The sequence below is a fragment of the Fulvimarina endophytica genome, from assembly GCF_003403015.1.
In the GTDB taxonomy this organism is placed as follows: Bacteria; Pseudomonadota; Alphaproteobacteria; order Rhizobiales; family Rhizobiaceae; genus Fulvimarina; species Fulvimarina endophytica.
Genome location: NZ_QURL01000002.1, coordinates 132679 through 150942, shown reverse-complemented (window position 1 = coordinate 150942; position 18264 = coordinate 132679). Strand labels below are relative to the sequence as shown.

The window sequence follows — 18264 nt, the reverse complement described above, 5'->3', positions numbered from 1 at the left end:
CATTCGGTTTCCATGCGACGGCGCAGCGCGAGACCGGGCGGTGGCGGCATGGTGAGGAGGACGTCCCGTCCCGCCGCCCGACGAGGGCGCGAGACGCGTGGCGACGCCGGCCGTGCGCGGACGGCTGGAAACGCCGCTTCGATCATCGCATGGGGGGACCGCATCCGTCACCCACCCCGGATCGTCAGCCGGGAACATACACGGCCGTTCCCCCGTTACCGAATCCGATAATTTTAGTCTGGAGATGAGGCTTCATGAGCAATACCAATCCGCCGAGCGAGCCCCGGGACCGAACCGTCATCGTCAACAACGATCGCGGATCGGGTGGCGGCGGAGGCGGCGGCGGCGGATGGCTCCTCGCCGGCGCTCTCATCGTCGTCATCGCCATCGGGGTCTTCTTCGTCTTCGGTGGCGGCGTCCCGTTCCTCGGCGGCGGTGGTGGCGGCGGCGACATCAATGTCGAGGCGCCCGACATCAACATTCAGGCTCCAAGCGGTGGTGAGGCGGGCAACGCCAACTGATTGCCGCAGCGCCAGCCGGCCCGTTCGATCTCATCGGTCGTCGGGCTCATCGGGTTCCCGTCTTTCAATGACGGGCCCGATCGGCCATATAGCCGGCATGAGCGGACAGATTGACGACATGAAGCGGTTTTCCGTGCCCTTCGCGCGGATGAACGGGCTCGGCAACGAGATCGTCGTGGCGGACATGCGCGGCGCTGCGACGCGTATAGCGCCCGATGCCGCCCGCGCGCTCGCCCGGTTCGAGGATACGCGCTTCGACCAGATCATGGCGATCCACGACCCGCAGACCCCGGGCACGGACGCCTATGTGCGGATCATCAACCGTGACGGCTCGGAGGCCGAAGCCTGCGGAAACGGCACGCGCTGCGTGGTGCAGGCGCTTGCATCGGAGACGGGAACCCGTGCCTTCACCTTCGAGACCCGTGCCGGGCTCGTCACCGCGCGCGAAGGCGAAGACGGGCTGATCTCGGTGGATATGGGCCGGCCGCGCTTCGGCTGGCAGGAGATCCCGCTCGCCGAGGAATTCCGCGACACCCGCGCCATCGAACTCCAGATCGGCCCGATCGACGCCCCGGTGCTTCACTCTCCCTCGGTCGCGAGCATGGGCAATCCCCACGCCATCTTCTGGGTCGCGGAGGATGTCTGGTCCTACGATCTCGAACGCTTCGGCCCGGTGCTCGAAAACCATCCGGTCTTTCCTGAGCGCGCCAATATCTCGATCGCCCATGTGACCTCGCCCAACGCCCTGACGCTGCGCACCTGGGAGCGCGGTGTCGGCCTGACGAGGGCTTGCGGCACGGCGGCCTGCGCCGCCGCCGTCTCGGCCGCGCGCACCCGCCGGACCGGCCGCCTGGTGACGGTCACCGTCCCGGGCGGGGATCTCCTCATCGAATGGCGCGAGGACGACGGGGTCATGATGACGGGGCCGGCGGAATGGATGTGGTCCGGCCGCCTCGACCCCGAGACCGGTGATTTCGTGCGCGATCCCGAAGCCGAAGAGCTGCCGGAGATCGCCTGATGAGCGTCGACGTCGTCTCCTTCGGCTGCCGCCTCAACACCTACGAGGCGGAGGTCATGAAACGCGAAGCCGATGCCGCAGGGCTCGGCAGCGCGGACCGTCCGGCCATCGTCTTCAACACCTGCGCGGTGACCGCCGAGGCCGTACGCCAGGCCCGCCAGCAGATCCGCAAGGCGCGGCGCGAGAACCCCAACGCACGCATCGTCGTCACCGGATGCGCGGCCCAGACCGAGCCCGCGCGCTTTGCCGAGATGGCCGAGGTGGACGCGGTCATCGGCAACGAGGAGAAGCTCAAGGCCGCAAGCTATGCCGCGATCCCCGATTTCGGCCTCGGCGCCGAGGAGAAGGTCCGCGTCAACGACATCATGAGCGTCACCGAGACGGCCGGCCACATGGTGGACGCCATCGAGGGCCGGGCCCGGGCGATCGTCCAGATCCAGAACGGATGCGACCATCGCTGCACCTTCTGCATCATCCCCTATGGACGGGGCAATTCGCGCTCCGTGCCCATGGGCGCCGTGGTCGAACAGGTAAAGCGCCTCGTCGCCAGCGGCTATAACGAGGTCGTTCTGTCGGGCGTCGACATGACGAGCTGGGGCGCAGACCTGCCCGGTCGCCCGCGGCTCGGCAGGCTGATCCAGGCGATCCTCGCCCATGTGCCGGACCTGCCGCGCCTGCGCCTCTCCTCGATCGATTCGATCGAGGCGGACGAGGCGCTGGTCGAGGCGATCACCGGCGATCCGCGCGTCATGCCCCATCTCCACCTGTCGCTGCAGGCGGGCGACGACATGATCCTGAAGCGCATGAAGCGACGGCATCTGCGCGATGATTCGATCCGCTTCTGCGAGGAGATCCGGGCGAAGCGCCCGGATGTCGTCTTCGGCGCCGATCTCATCGCCGGTTTTCCGACCGAGACCGAGGCGATGTTCGAAAACAGCCTGAGGCTCGTTGAGGATTGCGGGCTGACCTTCCTCCATGTCTTCCCCTTCTCGCCGCGCCAAGGAACGCCGGCCGCACGGATGCCGCAGCTCGCCAAACCTGTCATCAAGGAACGGGCCGCGCGCCTGCGGGCCGCCGGAGACGCGGCCTTTTCCGCCCATCTCGACCGCCAGATCGGCTGCGAGCGCTCCATCCTCGTCGAGCGCGAAGGGCTCGGACGGGCCGAGGATTTCACCCTCTGCCGCATCGACCGGGGCGAGCCCGGCTCGCTCGTTCGCGCAAGGATCGACGGCATCGAGGACAAAATGCTCCAGGCCCGCGTGCTTGCGATTTGAACCGGCAACGCCAATTGATGCGTCAACGACGCCGCTCCCAGTAAGAAAGACGATATCGTATGGCCGAGAAGAAGGGTTTCTTCAGCAAGATTTTCTCGTTCGGAAACGCGAGCGAGGAAGAGCGGACGCCGGACCACGGGACGACCCCGCGCCCCAACGATGTCGAGGTCGGCCGCGAGGACGCGCCCGATCCGGACCTGCGTCCCCAGGCCGCCGCCAATGTGCAGGCCGATGCGGAAGCGGGCGCCGAGAATTCGGAGAACGGCGGAATCACGCCGGTCAGCGAAATGGGCAGGAACGGAGAGACCGCCGGTGATCACTCCGCCTCCGACGCGTCCTCTCAAAAAAAAACTTAAACGACGGGCCTGACGAGACAGCGCAGGGCGAACCGGCCGATCTTGCGGGCGCGGTCGACGCGCCCACATGGTCGCCTTCTCAGAGCGAAGACGGGCCCGAGGATGCATCGTCGGAATTCGGCTTCCTAGACGCAGACGATCCCTCGGACGACACCGAAAGCGAACATCCGGCAAACGGCAAAGCCGAGGACGACTTCTCGTTCCTCGATGAACCGGTCTCGGATTCGCCGGATGACGAGGAACGGCACGAACCGGCAGCGCTCGACGCCGATCCCCTCCCTTCGCGAAAGCCCGAGCCCCTTCCCGTCCCGATCGCGCCGACCGGGCGCCGCGAAGAGCGCTCCGAGCTTCAGGTCGGCGATCCTGACCGCGTCTCGGCCCCGGCCGATGCCGGCCATGAGACCCATGCGCCCACATCGGTGCCGCAGGCGGGCGAACATCATCCGGAATTGCCACCGGTCTTAGAGGACCCCGAACGCAAGACGGCCATTGAAGCTGCGGCGGACGACGAGCCGGACTTCCTGCGGCCCGGCACCGATGCCGGCGACAGCGATGACGAGGAGGCCGATTTCTCCTGGCTCGACGCCGATGTTCCGTCCGACGACGAGACGCCATCGGGCGGCGGCGCGCGGCGCGAGAAGCCGCTGCCGGAGATTTCCGGCGAGGACGGTTTCCGCCTGCGGGAAGCTGCCAAGCGCGACGACCAGGCCGTCGCGCAGGCTCCGAAGCTTCCCTGGCTCCAGCGCCTGCGCGAGGCGCTCGGGCGCTCGTCGAGCAATCTGACCGGCTCCATCACCTCGATCTTCACCAAGCGCCGCCTCGACGACGACGTGCTCCAGGATTTCGAGGACGTGCTGATCCAGGCCGATCTCGGCGTCGAGACGGCGATGCGGATCACCGACCGCCTGTCGGAAGGGCGCTACGGCAAGGAAGTCTCAGGGGGCGAGGTGAAGCGGGTTCTGGCCGAGGAGATCGAGCGCACGCTCGATCCCGTCGCCCTGCCCCTCGAACTCGACCTCGAAAAGGTGCCGCACGTGATCCTCGTCGTCGGCGTCAACGGCACCGGCAAGACGACCACGATCGGCAAGCTCGCCGCCAAGCTGACGAGAGCCGGCGTCAGCGTGACGCTCGCGGCGGGGGACACCTTCCGCGCGGCGGCGGTGGAGCAGCTGAAGATCTGGGGCGAGCGCACAGGCTCGCAGGTCGTCGCCCGGCCGATCGGCGCGGATGCGGCGGGCCTTGCCTACGACGCCTACGACGTCGCGGTGAAGAACAAGTCGGACGTGCTGATCATCGACACGGCCGGGCGCCTTCAGAACAAGACGGAGCTGATGGCGGAATTGGAAAAGATCATCCGCGTTCTTCAGAAGCGCGATCCGGAGGCGCCGCATACGGTTCTCCAGACGCTGGACGCCACCACCGGCCAGAACGCCATGAACCAGGTCGACATCTTCCGGAACGTCGCCGGCGTGAATGGGCTGGTGATGACGAAGCTCGACGGCACGGCCCGTGGCGGCATCCTCGTCGCCATCGGCGCCAAGCACAAGCTGCCGGTCTATTTCGTCGGCGTCGGCGAGGGCATCGACGATCTCGAGCCCTTCAAGGCCCGCGACTTCGCCAACGCCATCGCGGGCATCGAGGGCGACCGGGCGCTCCAGACGGCTGGTTGAGGCCCGCGGCGGGCGGCGGAGGTCGTCCGCCCTCCCGCCCGGCGAATGTCGGGAATGGGGAGCACCCTTCCGTCCGGTGGCCGGGGGTTCGCGGGTCCGCACGGACCGCTCGTCCCCCGCCCCGTTCGCCCGGTCTGCGAAGCGCCTCCGTGAGCGGTCTGCACTCGGCGACAAAACTTCCTCTCGCAGCGCTTGCGGCCATCCTTCGCACCGGTTATATGGACCTCCATCCACCGGCGCGGTTCCCGTTTTGCGCCGGATGGAACACAGTCGGAGTGTAGCGCAGCCTGGTAGCGCACCTCGTTCGGGACGAGGGGGTCGCAAGTTCGAATCTTGCCACTCCGACCACTAACCCCTTGCAGCGCAGGCCTTTGACGACGCGGTAACGGTGAACAATCACCCCGCCTCGAAGATCGGGGTGAAACCGGGGTGTTACGATGCCGTTTCGGGCCACAGTGATCGCTCGCAATGGCGGTCGATTTCTCGGATGATCGCATCCGTCGCCGCCGCCGCCTCACGCAAATATTCCGAGTCGACGATCTCGTAATGGGCCGTGGTATCCTGCTGCAGATGACCGAGCCAAAGTTGCCGCTGCTCCCGATCGACGCGGATGCCAGGCACCATCCTGACCCTGGTTGCCATGAACGAGCGGAACGTGCGCGACGTGATCCGATGCCCACCAGCCTCGACCAGCTGGTTGACCGCTGCGGTCAGCTCCTTGTTGTTCTCCTTGCGGGTGAGGCGCCGGATCTCCTTCTCATCGGTCCCGGCCTCGGCCAGCATCCAGCGAGCATTGGTCCGCTGCATCGCCTTCTTGATCACCCCGGCCCCCTGCCCGCGATAGATCAGCGGCCGGCCGGCCTTGAACTCGACCGGCCGTCCCTCCTCTCGCAGCGATTTCGCCAACGCCTTGTCGGCCTCTTCCCAGGCCGGCATCCAGGCACGCAGATTGTCGGTCAGGCGGATGATGGGACGCCGCTTGTGCGTCTGTAGCCGCCCGGGTTCGTTCAGATCGACGAGGCCATTGCGAAGGGACACCTGTTTCGAGAGATCGAGCTCCTCGATCGTCTCACGTCTGGCCCAGGTGTTGAGAGCGAGGATCACGAAGCGAAAGACGTGCTCGGCCCGGATCGCGTCGATGAAGCTCGCCACTTCCTCGTAGGTCGGCACCCAATCGGCCCGCCTTGGCATATCGACGGCGAGGTTGTTCTCGCGCGCGGTTTCGACGATCCACCTCGGCTCGAAACGGATCTGCGGTGCGCTCGATAGCAGCTGGACGTTTCGGCGGTTCCCGTCCGGGTCTCTCACCGCCTGCTCCTTCGTCGCGAACTTCACGGCAGCGGATACGACGCTGAGGTTCCGCGAGATCGTCGCGGACGAGTGGCCCTTCTCGGCCGCCGACCACACGACGAACTCTTCCTGCCAGTCTCGCCGAAACGCCGAGACCTTCACGGCCTTGGGGACCTTCTTCACCTCGAAGAGCCAGTGCAGAACCAGTTTCGCCGCGGCTCTTGCGTGCTCCTCGGAGACGATCCGCTTGTTTTCGAGGTAGTGGGAGAGGACCGAAACGAGCATGACGCGGTCCGGTCCGAGCGGATCTGCGGCGCCTGCCGCAGGGCTCAGTGCGATCGCTGCTAGTTTCTCTTTGGCTTCCTCGAGATCGCTTGTGCCAAGAGATTTGCGGCGGACTCTTCCTCCTCTCTCGTCATACCAATGGCGGAACCACCGTCCGCTTTGCTCGTGCTGCCCGAGCCACTGGCCTGCGATCTCGAAGCGTCCGTCGCCCGATCCTCTTCGTCTTGCCAAGGTTCCGAATCTCCACCGTGCAGCTGTCGCCGGACATAATCCTCCAGCCACTGTTCGGTCACAAGGCGACCCCTTCCGACACGGCAATGACGCAGCTCGCCCTTTCGGATGGCATCGAGCAGCTTGTCGCGCTTGAAGATCTGGAATCGTTCGACAGCCTGGTCGACCGTCATCAGCGCCGCGAGGTCGACTTTCTCAGTGCGATTGACCGCGTTGCTCATCGCCAGATCCTTTCCAGCCCGAACAGCTCGTAGATCGCGAGCCGTCCCTCAGGGTATCCGAAGTGGAAGGCGTTCTTCGACCACCTCGGCCGCCAGCGCTTGCTGTTCTGGAAGTGGTAGAGGCCGATGCGAATGTTGACGATCGTGTCGCTCATTGTTCGGTTCTCCCCTCTCCTGTTCTTGAACTGTTCATGTCGCTATCGTAGGTTTCCGGCATGGGATCGCTCTCGACCGGCAGTTCCATATCGCCGCCGCTCGGAACGCTCCGTCTCCGGGCGGCGGTTTCGTTTTCACGGAACGCCCGACGCGCCTCACATTCGGCCACGACGGCGGCAGTCCCTTTCACTCTGCGATCCAGCTGATCGCGCGGCTCTTGGGGACCAACGGGACCCGGCCGCCCCCGAGCCCTGATTGCGGCGACTTTCTCCTCGAATGCCGCCCGCTCGGGCCCGGTCATCTTCACCGGTGGCGGAGCCGGCAGCTCTTCGCGGAGCGTCAGGAGCCGTTCGAGGCGCGCGCGATCGAGCGCCCATCGCGCGGTGACATCGTCGACCACGCCGGCGACCTCCGTCGCAGTCGGCATCCAGGTGGGCGAGAGGCTGGTCTTGCGGCCGATGATCAGACGGACCGCCTCGCCGACGGCCTTGACCGGCTTGCCATCGAGGGCGAGCAGGAAGCCGTCGAAGACGCGGGCATCGTCAGCGGACTGGTCCGCTTCGCTCGCGAACTTCCGCCGCGCTTTGAAATTCGAGATCAGCATTTCCGCCGCCCACTCGACGACCTCGCTCTTCTCGGCCGAGCACCGTTCGCGTTCGAGGAAGTCGATGTCGCGGATCGCACGGCCGATCTCGCTTCGCTCGACCACGGACAGGCCGCGTCCTGCCGAAAAGACGTACATCATTCCGTCAGTCCGCTTCGTCCGGGTCTCCAGGGACGAAATCAGCGAACTGACGGCGTCGGAAGGCTGCTGCGGCTGTGAAACGGCCGGCAGCGGAGCGGAGCGGGGGGCGAGCTGAGTCATGTTCGTTTCTCGGATCGAAGGGAACGACGTTGCTGGAAGGGGGGCGGGCGGCGAGCGTCAGGCGGTGATCGCGGGCATCGAGGACCGCGCCCTCGAAATACGACCAGGTCCGGATCGGCGATCGTCGATGCTGGCGAGCCTTGCCGGCGATCGCCGGGATGATGTCCCGGTCGAGATCGCAGCCGGCGGCGATCCAGCTTTCGATCACGCTGAGATTTCGCAAGGCGGGCGAAGGCGCATGGATCGCGGAGGCCGCGGCCTCTCGCAGCCGGTCTTCGAGCAGGTCGAGATCGGCGTTCGGCGGCGGCGCGGCGGAAGCGGGGATCAGAAACGGCGGATCGGCGACATCGTCGCATTCCAGGACCGGCCGAGCGGCATCGCCCGATTTCGCATCGCGCGGCTCAGCTGAGCCGGCAGGCTCTCTGTTAACGAGGGTCTGTTCTTTAGATGTGACGCTAGGCGTCACAACAGATGTGATCTCTGGCGTCACAACAGATGTGACGTCCTGATCACATCTCTTCGTGTTCGAGCCCGCTTTCTTGATCGTGTTTTGATCGCACGACTTCAAGGAACCCCGTCCTATCGGCGCCTTCGTCTTGGCCTGTCGCGGTGCTTCGATCGCATCGAACAGACCGAGTTGGCCGGCCATGCCGTTCGAGACGAGCACGCGATAGTCGAGCGAGCGCTTCATGCCCGCGCGAGGCTTCGGCTGGACGTAGCCGAGGTTCGACAGCTTCTTCAGAGACCGGTTGACGGTCTCGCGGGAGAGGCCCAACTCCTCCCCGATCGCACCCTGCTTTCGGGTGCAGATGCCGGTCTTTCCGCTGGCGTGGGCGCATAGGATGCCGAGCACGCGAACATCGGTGCGCGATAGCCGGCCATCCGTGAAAGCATCTTTCGGAACTTTGCCCCACTCGCTCATCCGCACATCCCCCACTCATTGCAGGCTGTGCCGATGTCTTGGTGAAGCTGATCATTAAGCAGGCTGTATTGCCGTCCGCCTCGGTCCGTCTTCGCCCACTCGACCATGCGACGGACGCCAAAACCGGCTCCTATCAGGTCGTTAGGGATGTTTCCCGATCGATCGAGATCAACCCATTCGTCGCGCATGATCGGATCATTGACGATAGCGAAGAAGGTCGCGTGCCCTCGCTTACAGGCCTCCGAGACAAGGCGCTCCCATTCCTCCAGCCGATCGACCTGTTCGGGAAAGCGGCGATCAACAAGCGCGAGTTCGGCTTTCGAGCAGTTGATGCACGGAAAGCATCCAACGCGCTTGAGACCCCAGCCGTAGAGCGGGTTTGGCTCGACGCCATGTCGCCGAGCGATCGCGAAAACCTCGTCGACGCTGGTAACGCGCAGGAGTGGTCGGAAGACGTATAGGCGGCCCGGCAGATCGTTGTGAGAGACAAGCCGCTGGAACGGCGGCAGATCCCGTCGAACGATACTCTCGGCCGCGCGCACGCCCTGCCATGAGATTACGGTTGCGCCGGTCGCGAGAAGCGGGCGCGTCACCTGCTTGTCGATCGGCATGACCTTGAGTTCGGCCGTGCAGAACTGCGCCTTGCGGCTGGGAAACCGGCCCTTCCAGAGGCATAGATCTAGGAACGGGTTGCCGGTCGGGTGCAGGACGTCGAGCGCACGCGCGACGAGATCGGCCGGAACGCCGTGGTCCTCCCAATTCCGCTCGATGAAGCGCCGCTTGCCGGCGATCCGGTCGGCGAAGTCAGCTTTCACCCATTCGACCTTCGGGCCGCCCGTCTTTTCGTGCAGCGTGTTGACGGCCTCATAGGTGGCCGGGTGTTCGTTGCCGGTGTCGGCGGCAACGGCCCGGAACGGGAGACCGCGCTCGATCGCCCGGCAATAGGTGGCGGTGGAGTCCTTGCCGCCGGAAACGGAGACGACGTGTTTCATTCCGCCGCCGCCCCGAACAGGTCGACCTGCTCGCTTCTCGCGCGGCTGGGCCGCGGCGTCGACATCAGCGCTGCAGGCCGAGCTGCGGGCTGTTGCCCGTTGGTATCCAGAACCAGGCGACCGGCCTGTGAACGAGCGCTCGTCGCCTCGCCCCGCTCCTTCGCCGCTCCAGACAGTCGGTAGCGCACCGGAGCGATGCCCGGCCCGAAGACGAAGGCCGGACCGGGCAGCAATGCCGCCTCGCGGATATCCAAGGCGGTGACCGTTCCAGGCGCGGCCGAGCGCAGATGGCGGACAATGCCTGCGCCGCGCGTCTCGAGCGGGCCGGCGAGCCAGGACCCATCCACCGGCCCCTTCTCAAGAGCCGCAACGAAGTCTTCGAGACCGTTGTGAGCGGTACCGAAGAAAGACACGGACGCGATGCGGCCGGCTCGCGGGAAGGTGGAGACCGAAGCGATCATTCGGCGGCCTCCAGCATATCGAACATCGAACGCTGTGAGCGCGCCTGATCCAGGGCATATGTCGCCGCCTTATTGAGCCAAACGACCTCTTCACGCTCACGCGCGCCATCTGCGAAGGCCTTAAACGTCCGGCGCTCCCAGCCGGAGAGCTTCCGGTCGTAGAGCCAGTGGGCGTAGCCGGAGACGATCACCATCCCCTCGAGCGATTTAAGCGCGTCGAGAAGGGTCGCATGATCGGCATTGCTCAGTTCATGGCGATAGAGATGCTTCTTGCAGTAAGGATTCCGGCGCGACCGAGTCTCATGGACGTATGGCGGGTCCACGTAGTGGAGCGTCTGCGGCCCATCGTGCTGCCGCATGATCTTGATGGCGGGGCCGCATTCGATCGTCACCCCGCGAAGACGTTCGGTGAGTGGTGGAAGGCATGCTGGCAAATTGCGCCAGTCATGGGCCGGCGTTGTCCCGGAGCGTGTCGAGTTCGATCGGAAACCGGTCGAATTCGCCCCCGTCGACTCGCTATGAGCTGAGTTGGCCCCGAAGCCCTGAAAACTGCGAACCACGAGGCGGCGGGCGGTCTCTACCGGATCGTTGCTCGTCCCATAGGCAGATCTCAGTTCCGTTCTGGCATAGGGTGTCAGCTCTAGCCTCCGGATAAGCTCGCTCGCCTGCTCCGGGTCCCTCAGCACGCGGAAATAGGTCACGAGCTCGTCGTCGAGATCGTTGTAGATCTCGGCATAGGCGCGCGGCTTGCGCAGCAGGACGGAAGCGGCACCACCGAAGGGCTCCACGTAGCAACGGTGCGGGGGCATCATGGCGACGATCGACGGCGCAAGACGCCATTTCCCGCCGAACCAGCGCAGGGCTGGCCTCGTCGGCGCGATCATTCGGCGGCCTCCCGTCGCTCCGGATCGGCTTCAGCGCCCCATCGATCCCAGCCGGGCCGCGCACGACGCGCGAACATTTCGAGCTTCGGAAGGTTCGGGAAGTAGCCTTCGATGATCTCGTGAAATGCGTCGGGCTTGGCGCTGTGAGGTCCGACCCGCGCGTCAATCACGCTCGGGCTTTGCGTTCCCATCGCGGGTGCAGGAATTGCACCGCGCGTGGCGATGAGAAGCGGCTCGTGCTTGTTCCGGCTCCAGTAGCCGGTCCCGATCCGATCCTTGTTCCAGATCAGATGCGAGCGATACGAGAAGCCCCACGCGTCAACGACCCTCAGTGCATCAGGCAGCATCGGCGCCGTTGCCCAAAGGAAGAGAACGGCGTCTCTTGCGGCCGGGACTGGTAGCGCGCAGATATCGTCGGTCGACGACGTGGGATAGTGGTTATCGGCCGATCGATCCATGCCGGTGATGCGGCTATAGGTTTCGAACCGCCAAGGCGGGTCTGCGAGGATGACCCCATAAACCTTCGGGCCGTCGAGAAGTGCGGCGCCTTCGCGGATCTTCTCGGCGAGTTCAGCTTCCTTCGCATCGCGTGCCTCGCGCTTGGTCGCCGCGCGATACAGATCGTTCGTGACGCGCTCGTTCTCTTTCTCGAGACGCTCTCGACGTTCGGCCATCACACTCTCGAACTCGTGGTTCGGAATGGCTGCGAATTGCCGCGCGCGATGTGCGAGGTAGGGATCAATCCCGACGTCGGCGAGAGTCGGCTTTGAAGAACTGCACTCCTCGTCCGACGTAGTTCTGCGCCGCCCACCCTCGCTCAGATTTCCCTTCGCCCGCTCCTCTGACATAATCTCGCCGATCCGGCGCTCGGCCCGAATACGAATCTCGGATGCGTCGATTTCGAGGGTCTTGTTCTTGGCCTGTCGTGCGTAGGCTTTGAGCGCCTCGGACTGGTTGCGAACCTCCTTCACCTCGTCGACCGATTTGGCCTCGGCAATCGCCCGGCAAGCCGCATCGTAGAGAACGAGGGCGGCTGTCACGCTGCACCTGCGGTGTCAGTTGTGACACTTTCTGAAACCGTGCTCGTGATCTCGATGCCGAGCGCGGCCGCCCACTGGAAGAGATCCATGGCGTTCGGCGTCGACGTGCCGAGCTCCCAGCGCTTGACCGTCGCAAGGCTCATTCCGGTCAGGTCGGCAAGCGTCTGCTGGCTCCAGCCCAGCGCCTTGCGCTGGCGCATCAGCTGGCCCTGCAGCTTCATCCAGCTCTTCTGCCATGAAATGGGAGGGGGTCCCGATGGTCGGGTCGTCATGATCTTGCTCCGTCAGGTGTCAGGCGGCTCGCCCCGCCTCATTCGTCAGTCGGTTTGGGAAGGATCGCCGTCGGTGGCCCGATCGAACGGGGCGCATCGCTGCTGATAGGCTTGCTGAAGCGCGCGATAGGCGCCGCCCGCGACACCCGTCATTTCACGGGAGCGGTTCCACATGCGGTTGAAGTAGCTGGCCGGGATGTTGAGCTTGTCGGCCAAGCGACCGCGAGCCGCACCGATCGTGTCGCCGGGCCCCTGATACTCGTCCGTCGTCAGGCGCGAGAGCCAGAGCTTCGACTCCTTGAGCGCCTCGATATCGTGATCGACCGGTCTGCGGCGCAGTTCCGAGAACATCAGGATATGGACGGGCTCGGAACGAAGTGTTCCGTCCTCGGAAGAACTCTCGCCGGACGTGGCGCGTCCCCGGCCGGCAATCTTGAGCGCATGACGGACGAAGGCGATCAGCTCGAACTTTTCGAAGAACCGGACGCTGCGGTCCGGTGCGGCCGATGGGACGCCTACTGGTCGGCCCGCATCGCATCGTTCCGGCAGAACAGGGAAAGGGTCGATCGGGGCGAACATCAGGCCGCCTCGGATGCTGGCAGAAAGTCATCGGCGGAGAGGGTCAAACCGGTCTCTCGCGCTGCCGCGATCAGGGCGGGAGCGTGCTTGATCGGGATGATTCCTCCGGTGCCGCCCTTTTCCTTCGGGCGACACCAGTTTGAGACGCGCGTGCGATGAACACGAACGATCTTCGCGACTTTGGTGGGGCCACCGAGGGCCGTAACGATGGTCGAAGCAGGTTCCATGGCTACAAACGTAGCGCAACAATTCGGCGCTGTGAAGTAGCGATTTTAGAACGCGCGCGACGTAGCGCCACGCGCTACAAAGGGGGCATGTTGGATCAGTGGCTCACCGAACTGCTCGCGCGAAGCGGAATGTCCCAGGCCGAACTGGCGCGCCGGCTGACGGCCGAGCTCAATCGGTCGATCGACCGCGCGGCGGTCAACAAGATGACGAAGCGCAAGCGGAACATCGATGGTGACGAGGTCCTCGCGATCGAGCGGATCTTCGGCGATCAAGCACCGCGAAGCGAATCGCTTCCTGCAAGGCCGGTGGATGCGGCGCCGCCGCAGCATATCTCTGGGCGAGATCTGGTCGGCGGCGCTGATCTGCCGGTCTACGCCGCAGCTCGAGGCGGCGACGGACACATCATCGTCACCTTCGACCCGGTCGAGTTCGTCAAAAGGCCTGCGCCGCTGGCTCATGTGAAGGAAGGCTACGGCCTGCTGGTTACAGGTGACAGCATGGTGCCGGCGTATCGGCCGGGCGACACCGCTCTTGTCAATCCGCGCCTTCCAGCCGAGCGCGGCGAGGACGTCATCCTTTACCACAATCCGCCCGACGGCGAGGCCGAGGCTACGGTGAAGCATCTGGTCGCGTTCAACGATCGAGAATGGACGCTCCAGCAATACAATCCACCGGAGACATTCACCTTGTCGCGGATCGAATGGCCGATCTGTCACCGCGTCGTTGGGAAATACAATCGGCGATGAGCATCCGGTTGGGTCGTCCGCTGTCATGGATCGCAGCGGTCGGAGGGCTACTCGTCGTCTTGGCGGCCGGTAGTATCGCCCGGTACGACGTGGTTTCGAGCGACAAAGGTTTTGTCTTCGCTTTCGACCGCTTCTTCGGGCAGCACGAGGTTTGCTATCCGGCAGGCGGTTCGTTCTCCTGTTTCGCCATCGCATGGCCACAGGCGGGAGATGCAGTTTCGCCTGCTTCGATCCCTGCACAGGATCGCAATCTCTTCGAGGACCTCATTCCTCGCGGGGAATGAAAGCGGGGCCGCCGCGCCACCGCTCCCGTGTCTCAGGCGGCCATGTCCTCGACCTCGGCCGGCACCTGGCCCGACGCAAAGATGATCTGAGCCTCTTCGAACTCACCGAGGGCCGGGTCGCCCTCTCGCGAGAACGCGACAACCCCCACCTTTCTCTTTCTCTCCATGAGCCTCTGAGACATTCGCGTCGCTTGCTCCTGCGACTGCACCTCGACTGCCGGGTCCGCGATCAGCACGCCTCGCTTGCCGATCTCGAACGATTGCACGACGAAATTTGTGATCCTCACGCTCTTACTCCTACGCTGCTCACCGCGACATCGTGACTCGGAAATGAGAACATAACAAGAACTGTTCCGGTGCAGTTGTGGATTACCTGTGCGCAACGTTTTCGTTTATCGCTACATTTGTAGTTGACATGGGTAGCGTGTAGCGCTACGTTTTGTCTCATCAGACGATGAGAGCGAGACCCCCATGAGCGTCACCAGCAGCAGCCAGACCGTCGACCGCTCGACCTCCTACGGGCGGCCCGCTCCCTTCGAGGACGGCGGCGTTCTCTTCCAGATGCATAGTGCGATCACCGACCTCTACGGCGGCGATCCGCACGATCTCGAAACTCTGCCCCGCCTCGACGAGGCGCAGCGGCGGAAGGCCAATGCCCTCTTCAAATGGCGGCGCCACAGGCTGATCCGCGACCGTCTCCCCGCGGAGATCCGAACCCTCGCCCTCGAAGCCATCGACGAGCTCAACGCGCGTCGTCCGGCGGCCTGACATTGCGGTCGCCGGCATGCGGGCCGTCGTCTCCAACGCCAGGGAGATCGGCATGATGAAATCCTACCTCCAGCGGTTACGCCGCGTCCTCGTCTGGCAGGACGGGTCGACGGCCAAGTTCGAGGCCTATGCCGCGAACTATGCGCGAAAGGCCGGCCTTTCCTTCTTCACCGAACAGCAGCTTCGCGAGATTTCCGAAGCTCGTACCGCTGATTATCGGAGTGGGAGACGGCTCGAGCGCGAGAACCGCGCCCGGCGGACCTCGTCCGAGGGGAGTGCTGCGGCATGAACCAGGCGCGCACCATCGCCGTCGCATTCGCCGGCACCGCTCTACTCGCGGCCCTCATGACCCTCGGTTTCATCGCTGACGGCGCACTGGAGCGCACCGGTCTCGCCAACCAGGAAACGACCCTGGGTTCGTCCTACCGGACGGCATCGGAAGGTCCGCGATGATCGCCGCCATCAGCCTCGAAGATCGCGAGCGGATGCTCGCCGAAGCCCGTCTCGAAAATGCGCAGCGCCCGACCGATTGGCGGCGCGACCGCATCGACGAGCACGAACGCGCCATAGAGCGCCTCCTCAAGCAACGCGAAGGACAGCACCCATGAAGATCACCCTTTTCGAGCCCGGCGTTCCGATCACGAAACCCGGCCTCTATCCGGTTCCCGAAGCGACCTATCACGGCGACGATCTCTGCCACGAGCCGTCCCTGTCCTCGACGCTCGCCCGCATCATCATCGACGAGTCGCCGCTTCACGCCTGGCACGCCCATCCAAGGCTCAACTCCGACGTCGAGGACGAGGACGAGAGCACCGGCACGATGAATGTCGGCAGCGCGATGCACGCCATGCTGCTCGGCAACGGCCGGGGTATCGCGGTCTGCGACTTCAAGAACTGGCAGACCAAGGCCGCGAAGGAAGAGCGCGACATCGCGATCGAAAGCGGCCTGACGCCGATCCTGATCGGTCAGCATCGACGGGCCGAGGTCCTGGTCGCGCTCGCCCGCAAGCAGGTCGCGCAGTATCAGGATCTCCCCGACCTGTTCGGCCCCGGCGCGATCCTCGAACACGCGGCCATCTGGCAGGAAAACGGCCGTTGGTGCCGGGCTCTCATCGACATCATCCATCCCTACCCGGATTTCATCGCGATCGTCGATTACAAGTCGACCGAGCGCAGCGCGGCCCCTGCGACCGTCGGCCGTCAGGTGTTCGACATGGGCTACGACGTCCAGCTCGCGTTCTACCGGCGCGGCATCCGGCGCCTGTTCCCGAACGATCGCCGGCCCATCCGCTGTTTCCTGATGTCCCAGGAGCGCGGCGGGCCGGGCTGTCTCTCGATCACGGAGCTCGACGAGGATGTTCTGACGCTCGGCGACAAGAAGGTCTCGGCCGCGCTCGCCCTGTGGGATCGTTGCCTGACGGCAGATCTCTGGCCCGGATATCCGCCCTTCCCGTCGACCGTCACGCTGCCCCCTTACATCGAGAGCAAGTGGCTCCAGCGAGAGATCAACGACGACGCCTTGGCCGGCGCCGGCTATGCCTTCGCCGTTCCCCTTCATGACGACGAGCCGCGTGCGATCGATCCCCGCTATCTCGAGGCGGGCTGATGATGGACCGCGCCCTTCTTCTCCAGGCGCAGCGCCGCCTGACCGCGTCCTTCGCACCCGAGGACGATGATGGTCGGGTGCTCGATCGCACCGAGCGCGGCGCGATCGCGATCTTCGGCGAGGTCACCGGCACACGGAGCTTCGACCTCGCCCGCCGGAAATGGGACGCCGTCGCCCGCCCCCTCACCAAAGAACGCCACCGCCGCGAAGCCGCCGCCTGCCTGCGCGCGGCGGGCTGAACCTTACTCCGATCGAAAGACCCCGACCATGAGCGCAGTTGCCGAAACCATGACCGAAACCGGGACGGACATCGTCGCGACCGTCGAGCGAGACCCGTCCCTCGTCCTCGTCGACGAGACCAAGCTCGACGCCTTCTACGAGGCGATGGCCGAGAAGGTTCGCGCCCACAAGCCGGACCTGTCCACCGACAAGGGCCGGAAGGCCATCGCTTCGCTGGCGCATGAAGTCTCCAAGAGGAAGGTCGAGGTCGACAAGGCCGGCCTGCGGCTGACCGAGGACTGGCGCAAGCAGATCGGCAAGGTGAACGAGGCCCGCAGGTCGATGTCCGCGCGGTTCGACGCCCTGCGGGACGAGGCCCGCCAGCCGCTCACCGATTGGGAGACCGCCGAGGAGGTTCGCAAGAACGCCCGCGAGCGGGACATGGCTGAGCTCGCGGATCTCGCCGCGATCACGCCCTCGACGACGGCCGACGAGATCCGCGAGCGCATCGCGCAGCTCGAAGCGATGGAGATCACCAAGGAGACCCATCAGGAATATGCCGAGCCGGCGGGCGCCCGCCGTGACAACGCGCTTCACACCCTGCGATCCGAACTCGTTCGGGCCGAGCAGGCCGAGGCCGATCGCCGCGAGCTCGAAGCTCTTCGCGAGCAGCGGCGCCTGCAGGAGGAGAAGGAGGCGGCCGAAGCCGAAGAGAGGCAGCGGGAGGCGGAACGCATCGAGCGCGAACGGCAGGAAGCGGAAGCGGCCGAAGCCGAGCGTCAGCGCCAGGCGCGCGCGGCCGAAGCCGAGAGGATGCGCCAGGAGGAAGCGGCCGAACGGGCGCGGGAAGAAGAGCGGCGCCGCCTTCAGCTTGAACACGAGGCCGAGCTGCAGCGCATCCAGGACGAACACGATGCCGAGGCTCGCAGGCGGGAGGACGAAGAGAACGCGCGCATCGAGAATGAGAGGAAAGAGCGCGAAGCCGCCGAGGCCAGGGCCGCCGACATCGCCCACCGTTCCGAGGTCATGAAGGCGGCGAAGGTCGCGATCATGGACGCGGGCGAGATCGACGAGGCGAAGGCGAAGGCCGTCGTGCAGGCGATCGTCGCCGGCCTCGTGCCGAATGTCGCGATCCGGTTCTGAGGCGTCCCGTGAAGCACGCCCCCCCTCCGAACCCCCATCCACTTTTCGCCGATCGGCGGGCCGGGCAATGCGCCTGGCCCCTCTGGCCGGATCGCGCGCCGGCCTTCTCCGAAAAGCGCTGCTGTGGCGCGGCCGTCGAGGACGGCTCCCGCATCCCGTACTGCGCCGAGCATCTGGACGCCCAGCGCAACCCCGCCGCTGCGGCCCGACGGTCCGCTCCGCGCAGGACCCTT

Annotated in this window: 27 protein-coding genes and 1 tRNA gene; 15 read left to right on the top strand and 13 right to left on the bottom strand. The window is 65.3% G+C overall.

Annotated elements, in window-relative coordinates; translation table 11 throughout:
* Nucleotides 1-254 precede the first annotated feature (254 nt).
* The 4 genes from DYI37_RS04145 to DYI37_RS04130 all read left to right on the top strand — a co-directional run bounded on the left by DYI37_RS04145 (nucleotide 255) and on the right by DYI37_RS04130 (nucleotide 3169).
* Complete coding sequence (locus tag DYI37_RS04145; protein WP_245413769.1) at nucleotides 255-521, top strand: hypothetical protein; 267 nt, start codon at nucleotides 255-257, stop codon at nucleotides 519-521.
* 97 nt (nucleotides 522-618) lie between these two features.
* Nucleotides 619-1539, top strand: coding sequence for a diaminopimelate epimerase (gene dapF, locus DYI37_RS04140; RefSeq protein ID WP_245413768.1), 921 nt, complete (start codon nucleotides 619-621; stop codon nucleotides 1537-1539).
* The gene (gene mtaB, locus DYI37_RS04135; RefSeq protein WP_116681959.1) at nucleotides 1539-2813 is read left to right on the top strand and encodes a tRNA (N(6)-L-threonylcarbamoyladenosine(37)-C(2))-methylthiotransferase MtaB; all 1275 of its coding nucleotides are present in this window, start codon (nucleotides 1539-1541) and stop codon (nucleotides 2811-2813) included. The genes dapF and mtaB overlap by 1 nt, the downstream gene beginning before the upstream one ends.
* A gap of 59 nt (nucleotides 2814-2872) precedes the next feature.
* Nucleotides 2873-3169, top strand: coding sequence for a hypothetical protein (locus DYI37_RS04130; protein ID WP_116681958.1), 297 nt, complete (start codon nucleotides 2873-2875; stop codon nucleotides 3167-3169).
* 125 nt (nucleotides 3170-3294) lie between these two features.
* Here DYI37_RS04130 and DYI37_RS20225 read toward each other — a convergent pair whose 3' ends face one another.
* The gene (locus DYI37_RS20225) at nucleotides 3295-3576 is read right to left on the bottom strand and encodes a hypothetical protein (RefSeq protein ID WP_116681957.1); all 282 of its coding nucleotides are present in this window, start codon (nucleotides 3574-3576) and stop codon (nucleotides 3295-3297) included.
* Between the two features lie 12 nt (nucleotides 3577-3588).
* Between DYI37_RS20225 and ftsY the strand changes: the two genes are divergently transcribed.
* Together ftsY and DYI37_RS04115 are read left to right on the top strand one after the other, a co-directional pair.
* A complete protein-coding gene (gene ftsY, locus DYI37_RS04120) occupies nucleotides 3589-4839 on the top strand; it encodes a signal recognition particle-docking protein FtsY (RefSeq protein ID WP_116681956.1) in 1251 nt (416 codons plus the stop codon).
* 271 nt (nucleotides 4840-5110) lie between these two features.
* Nucleotides 5111-5187 (top strand) — tRNA-Pro (locus DYI37_RS04115).
* An 84-nt stretch (nucleotides 5188-5271) separates the two neighbouring features.
* Here DYI37_RS04115 and DYI37_RS04110 read toward each other — a convergent pair.
* From DYI37_RS04110 to DYI37_RS04065, 11 genes are all read right to left on the bottom strand, one after another.
* Entirely contained in the window at nucleotides 5272-6414 is a 1143-nt protein-coding gene (locus tag DYI37_RS04110; protein ID WP_116681955.1) for a hypothetical protein, read from the bottom strand.
* A 59-nt stretch (nucleotides 6415-6473) separates the two neighbouring features.
* Nucleotides 6474-6866 (bottom strand): helix-turn-helix domain-containing protein, encoded by a 393-nt coding sequence (locus DYI37_RS04105; protein ID WP_116681954.1) that lies wholly within the window; start codon nucleotides 6864-6866, stop codon nucleotides 6474-6476.
* Nucleotides 6863-7021, bottom strand: coding sequence for a hypothetical protein (locus DYI37_RS19910; protein ID WP_158555079.1), 159 nt, complete (start codon nucleotides 7019-7021; stop codon nucleotides 6863-6865). The genes DYI37_RS04105 and DYI37_RS19910 overlap by 4 nt, the downstream gene beginning before the upstream one ends.
* On the bottom strand, nucleotides 7018-7767 hold the full coding sequence (locus DYI37_RS04100) for a hypothetical protein (RefSeq protein WP_116681953.1): 750 nt from the start codon (nucleotides 7765-7767) through the stop codon (nucleotides 7018-7020). Before DYI37_RS04100 ends, DYI37_RS19910 begins: the two co-directional genes overlap by 4 nt.
* Nucleotides 7768-7771: 4 nt before the next feature.
* Nucleotides 7772-8809 carry a helix-turn-helix domain-containing protein gene (locus DYI37_RS04095; protein WP_116681952.1) on the bottom strand — a complete coding sequence of 346 codons (1038 nt, stop codon included), beginning with the start codon at nucleotides 8807-8809 and terminating at the stop codon, nucleotides 7772-7774.
* Nucleotides 8806-9801: a phosphoadenosine phosphosulfate reductase domain-containing protein gene (locus tag DYI37_RS04090; RefSeq protein WP_116681951.1), complete on the bottom strand. Its 996-nt coding sequence runs from the start codon at nucleotides 9799-9801 to the stop codon at nucleotides 8806-8808. Before DYI37_RS04090 ends, DYI37_RS04095 begins: the two co-directional genes overlap by 4 nt.
* Nucleotides 9798-10262, bottom strand: coding sequence for a hypothetical protein (locus tag DYI37_RS04085; RefSeq protein WP_116681950.1), 465 nt, complete (start codon nucleotides 10260-10262; stop codon nucleotides 9798-9800). The genes DYI37_RS04090 and DYI37_RS04085 overlap by 4 nt, the downstream gene beginning before the upstream one ends.
* Nucleotides 10259-11146, bottom strand: a complete 888-nt coding sequence (locus DYI37_RS04080; protein ID WP_116681949.1) for a DNA adenine methylase — start codon at nucleotides 11144-11146, stop codon at nucleotides 10259-10261. Before DYI37_RS04080 ends, DYI37_RS04085 begins: the two co-directional genes overlap by 4 nt.
* A complete protein-coding gene (locus tag DYI37_RS04075; protein WP_147307881.1) occupies nucleotides 11143-12117 on the bottom strand; it encodes an MT-A70 family methyltransferase in 975 nt (324 codons plus the stop codon). Before DYI37_RS04075 ends, DYI37_RS04080 begins: the two co-directional genes overlap by 4 nt.
* A gap of 65 nt (nucleotides 12118-12182) precedes the next feature.
* The gene (locus tag DYI37_RS04070) at nucleotides 12183-12407 is read right to left on the bottom strand and encodes a helix-turn-helix domain-containing protein (protein WP_158555099.1); all 225 of its coding nucleotides are present in this window, start codon (nucleotides 12405-12407) and stop codon (nucleotides 12183-12185) included.
* Nucleotides 12408-12503: 96 nt separating this feature from the next.
* Entirely contained in the window at nucleotides 12504-13037 is a 534-nt protein-coding gene (locus DYI37_RS04065) for a hypothetical protein (RefSeq protein WP_116681946.1), read from the bottom strand.
* A 155-nt stretch (nucleotides 13038-13192) separates the two neighbouring features.
* Here DYI37_RS04065 and DYI37_RS04055 point away from each other — a divergent pair, with 155 nt between their 5' ends.
* A complete protein-coding gene (locus DYI37_RS04055; protein ID WP_245413767.1) occupies nucleotides 13193-14011 on the top strand; it encodes a LexA family transcriptional regulator in 819 nt (272 codons plus the stop codon).
* Nucleotides 14008-14295 carry a hypothetical protein gene (locus DYI37_RS04050; protein WP_116681944.1) on the top strand — a complete coding sequence of 96 codons (288 nt, stop codon included), beginning with the start codon at nucleotides 14008-14010 and terminating at the stop codon, nucleotides 14293-14295. Before DYI37_RS04055 ends, DYI37_RS04050 begins: the two co-directional genes overlap by 4 nt.
* 32 nt (nucleotides 14296-14327) lie before the next feature.
* Here DYI37_RS04050 and DYI37_RS04045 read toward each other — a convergent pair whose 3' ends face one another.
* On the bottom strand, nucleotides 14328-14561 hold the full coding sequence (locus DYI37_RS04045; RefSeq protein ID WP_147307879.1) for a hypothetical protein: 234 nt from the start codon (nucleotides 14559-14561) through the stop codon (nucleotides 14328-14330).
* 205 nt (nucleotides 14562-14766) lie between these two features.
* Here DYI37_RS04045 and DYI37_RS04040 point away from each other — a divergent pair, with 205 nt between their 5' ends.
* The 7 genes from DYI37_RS04040 to DYI37_RS04015 are packed head-to-tail and all read left to right on the top strand — an operon-like array spanning nucleotide 14767 to nucleotide 18031.
* Nucleotides 14767-15063, top strand: a complete 297-nt coding sequence (locus DYI37_RS04040; protein ID WP_116681942.1) for a hypothetical protein — start codon at nucleotides 14767-14769, stop codon at nucleotides 15061-15063.
* 52 nt (nucleotides 15064-15115) lie between these two features.
* On the top strand, nucleotides 15116-15352 hold the full coding sequence (locus tag DYI37_RS04035) for a hypothetical protein (protein ID WP_147307878.1): 237 nt from the start codon (nucleotides 15116-15118) through the stop codon (nucleotides 15350-15352).
* Nucleotides 15349-15516 carry a hypothetical protein gene (locus DYI37_RS19905; protein WP_158555078.1) on the top strand — a complete coding sequence of 56 codons (168 nt, stop codon included), beginning with the start codon at nucleotides 15349-15351 and terminating at the stop codon, nucleotides 15514-15516. Before DYI37_RS04035 ends, DYI37_RS19905 begins: the two co-directional genes overlap by 4 nt.
* Nucleotides 15513-15671 (top strand): hypothetical protein, encoded by a 159-nt coding sequence (locus DYI37_RS19900; protein WP_158555077.1) that lies wholly within the window; start codon nucleotides 15513-15515, stop codon nucleotides 15669-15671. Before DYI37_RS19905 ends, DYI37_RS19900 begins: the two co-directional genes overlap by 4 nt.
* Entirely contained in the window at nucleotides 15668-16669 is a 1002-nt protein-coding gene (locus DYI37_RS04025; protein WP_116681939.1) for a PD-(D/E)XK nuclease-like domain-containing protein, read from the top strand. The genes DYI37_RS19900 and DYI37_RS04025 overlap by 4 nt, the downstream gene beginning before the upstream one ends.
* Nucleotides 16669-16908, top strand: coding sequence for a hypothetical protein (locus DYI37_RS04020; protein ID WP_147307877.1), 240 nt, complete (start codon nucleotides 16669-16671; stop codon nucleotides 16906-16908). The genes DYI37_RS04025 and DYI37_RS04020 overlap by 1 nt, the downstream gene beginning before the upstream one ends.
* 28 nt (nucleotides 16909-16936) lie before the next feature.
* The gene (locus DYI37_RS04015) at nucleotides 16937-18031 is read left to right on the top strand and encodes a hypothetical protein (protein ID WP_116681937.1); all 1095 of its coding nucleotides are present in this window, start codon (nucleotides 16937-16939) and stop codon (nucleotides 18029-18031) included.
* Nucleotides 18032-18264: the final 233 nt, after the last annotated feature.